The sequence below is a fragment of the Caulobacter sp. P1_B12_2 genome (assembly GCF_056406675.1).
On the sequence record NZ_JBFTZS010000632.1, the window covers coordinates 1 to 1972 of the forward strand.

Annotated in this window: 4 protein-coding genes; 3 read left to right on the forward strand and 1 reads right to left on the reverse strand. The window is 66.3% G+C overall.

Annotated elements, in window-relative coordinates; translation table 11 throughout:
• Positions 1-119 (reverse strand): DUF3606 domain-containing protein (locus tag AC1DZ6_RS24265; protein WP_477099666.1); only part of this gene is annotated, 119 nt, incomplete at its 3' end.
• 83 nt (positions 120-202) lie between these two features.
• Here AC1DZ6_RS24265 and AC1DZ6_RS24270 point away from each other — a divergent pair.
• The 3 genes from AC1DZ6_RS24270 to AC1DZ6_RS24280 all read left to right on the forward strand — a co-directional run.
• On the forward strand, positions 203-469 hold the full coding sequence (locus AC1DZ6_RS24270; RefSeq protein ID WP_477099663.1) for a hypothetical protein: 267 nt from the start codon (positions 203-205) through the stop codon (positions 467-469).
• 133 nt (positions 470-602) lie between these two features.
• Positions 603-1340 (forward strand): hypothetical protein, encoded by a 738-nt coding sequence (locus AC1DZ6_RS24275; protein WP_477099664.1) that lies wholly within the window; start codon positions 603-605, stop codon positions 1338-1340.
• A gap of 199 nt (positions 1341-1539) precedes the next feature.
• The coding region (locus AC1DZ6_RS24280) for a MarR family winged helix-turn-helix transcriptional regulator (protein WP_477099665.1) at positions 1540-1972 on the forward strand (433 nt) is incomplete at its 3' end.

Sequence of the window (1972 nt, forward strand, 5' to 3'; positions counted from 1 at the left end):
GCGACCAGTTGGTCCTTGGTCACGCCCCAGCGCTTCATCCAGTATTCGACCTGATGGCGTTCGCGCGGGTCGAGGCGGTCCTCGTCGCGGAAGTCGCGTTTGCCTTTGGGGGCGCCCATCGTTGTCTCCTGCGTTCTCCTGGCGGGCCTATCCTGCGCCACGGACGTTGTCGAGGCGACGGATAGACAACAGAAAGACGCCGATGAGCGATCCCGACCTAGAAGCCATGGCCCAAGACGAGCTGTCGCGCGCCATGACCCTGACTTGGCGCGATCTCAACAAGGTGATTCCCTGGGGCGACACCTTCGAGGGGATCTCGCCGGCCGGCCGCAATGTCGAGGTCGAGCGGAACTACCTGTGGGCCGATCAGCCCGGCGGCGACATCCTGTGCGAGATCTCCGTCTATGGCGGTCCCAGCCGCTACGACCAGGGCGCCAAGGCGCAGGGCGTGATTTCTCAGCGAGCGTGACGGCCGAAAGTGTGAGCGGTTTCGGCGGCCGTTACGCGCCAAAAGGGCGCCGTCGCATAACCTTGGTCGTGCAAGCGGCGCCATGATGCGTTAACCATGTGACTCTTGCTTGCCTGTTGCTGGAGGGGGTCCGGTGTACCAGTCAGAGTTTCCCGTCGATACGCCGGTTCCGATCTTCGATCCCACCTTGCTGGCGGGCATCGCCCTGGTCGTGCTGGCCGTGGCGATCCTTACCTACTATGTCGGCAAACACGTGGGCGGGCGCGGGCGCGACGAGCGTTGGCGCGAGGTGCCCAAGACCATTCACGAGGCGGTCAAGGCCAAGTGCGTGGCGGCCACCAGCGCGCCGTCCGGCGAGCTTCTCTACAAGGCTCAGGACCTGGTCGAGGAAGTGCAGCGCAGGATCGGGCCTGTGCTGGCGTTCGGCGGTCCCTGCTACAAGGCGTTGAAGGGTGTGACCGAGGCCCTCAAGGGCGAGCCGGTCGAAGACAAGTCCAAGGACAAGGACAAGCCCAAGGGCGCCCACGGCGCCAAGAAGGAGGACAAGCACGGTCACGATGACGGTCACGGCGGAAGTCACAAGCCCGAGGCCGAGCTGGAGCTGGCCGCGGCCAATGTCAYGATCCTGGGCGGCCAGACCCTGGTCCTGACCAGCCACCGTCCGGGCCACGAGCCCGATGCGCACGACCCGCACGGGGACGAAGAGCCGAAGGTTCTTGACCACAAGGACTATTCTCGCCAAGTCCGCATGGCCGTTGTGGAATTTTCCGATTTCTGGAGCCGGGGCGATTGTCTCAACGAACTTCAACGCTGCCAGGCGGCGCTGACCAGGACCGAGCCTTTCAAGTCCAAGGACATCGAGGGGCACTGAGCCGACGGTTCCATTTTCCGTGGGCGCCCCTTCGCTGGGCGTCCGAACGGTCGAATGCACAACCGCCAAGCGAAACGACTGCTTTCCTGTCCCCAGGCTTGGCCGTGATTGAGCGGGGCCGATGCGCCGCGCCAGATCGGGCCTTGTCGACGCGAGCGACCGCTAGAGTCGCGGGCGTATGGAGGACGAAAGGAAGGCCATGGCCGCGACGGTCTCACTCATGACGCAGATCCCCCCAGAAGGCGCCCCCGAGCATGTCTCGCTGGCCGACTATCTACCCTACCAGCTGGTCGTCGCCGCCAACGCGGTGACACGGTTGGTGTCCCGCGCCTACGAGGACCGGTTCGGCCTCAGCATCCCGCAGTGGCGGCTGATGTCGGTGCTGGCCGAAGGGCCGCTGACCCAGCAAGCCGCCGTCGTGCGCACGGCGATGGACAAGGTGCGCGTCAGCCGCGCGGCCCAGGACCTGGTCGAGCGCCGCCTGGCCGTTCGCCTGAGCAACCGGGTCGACCGACGCTCGCACAGCCTGGAGCTGACCGCCGCTGGCCGCCGCCTGTTCGCCGAGATCGTGCCCCTGGCCCGCGCCTACGAGGCCGCTCTGCTGGCCGGGCTGGCGCCCAACGAGGTCGCGA

Coding starts and splice junctions, on each gene's coding strand:
- AC1DZ6_RS24270 (WP_477099663.1), top strand. CDS start 203: ATGAGCGATCCCGACCTAGAAGCCATGGCCCAAGACGAGCTGTCGCGC.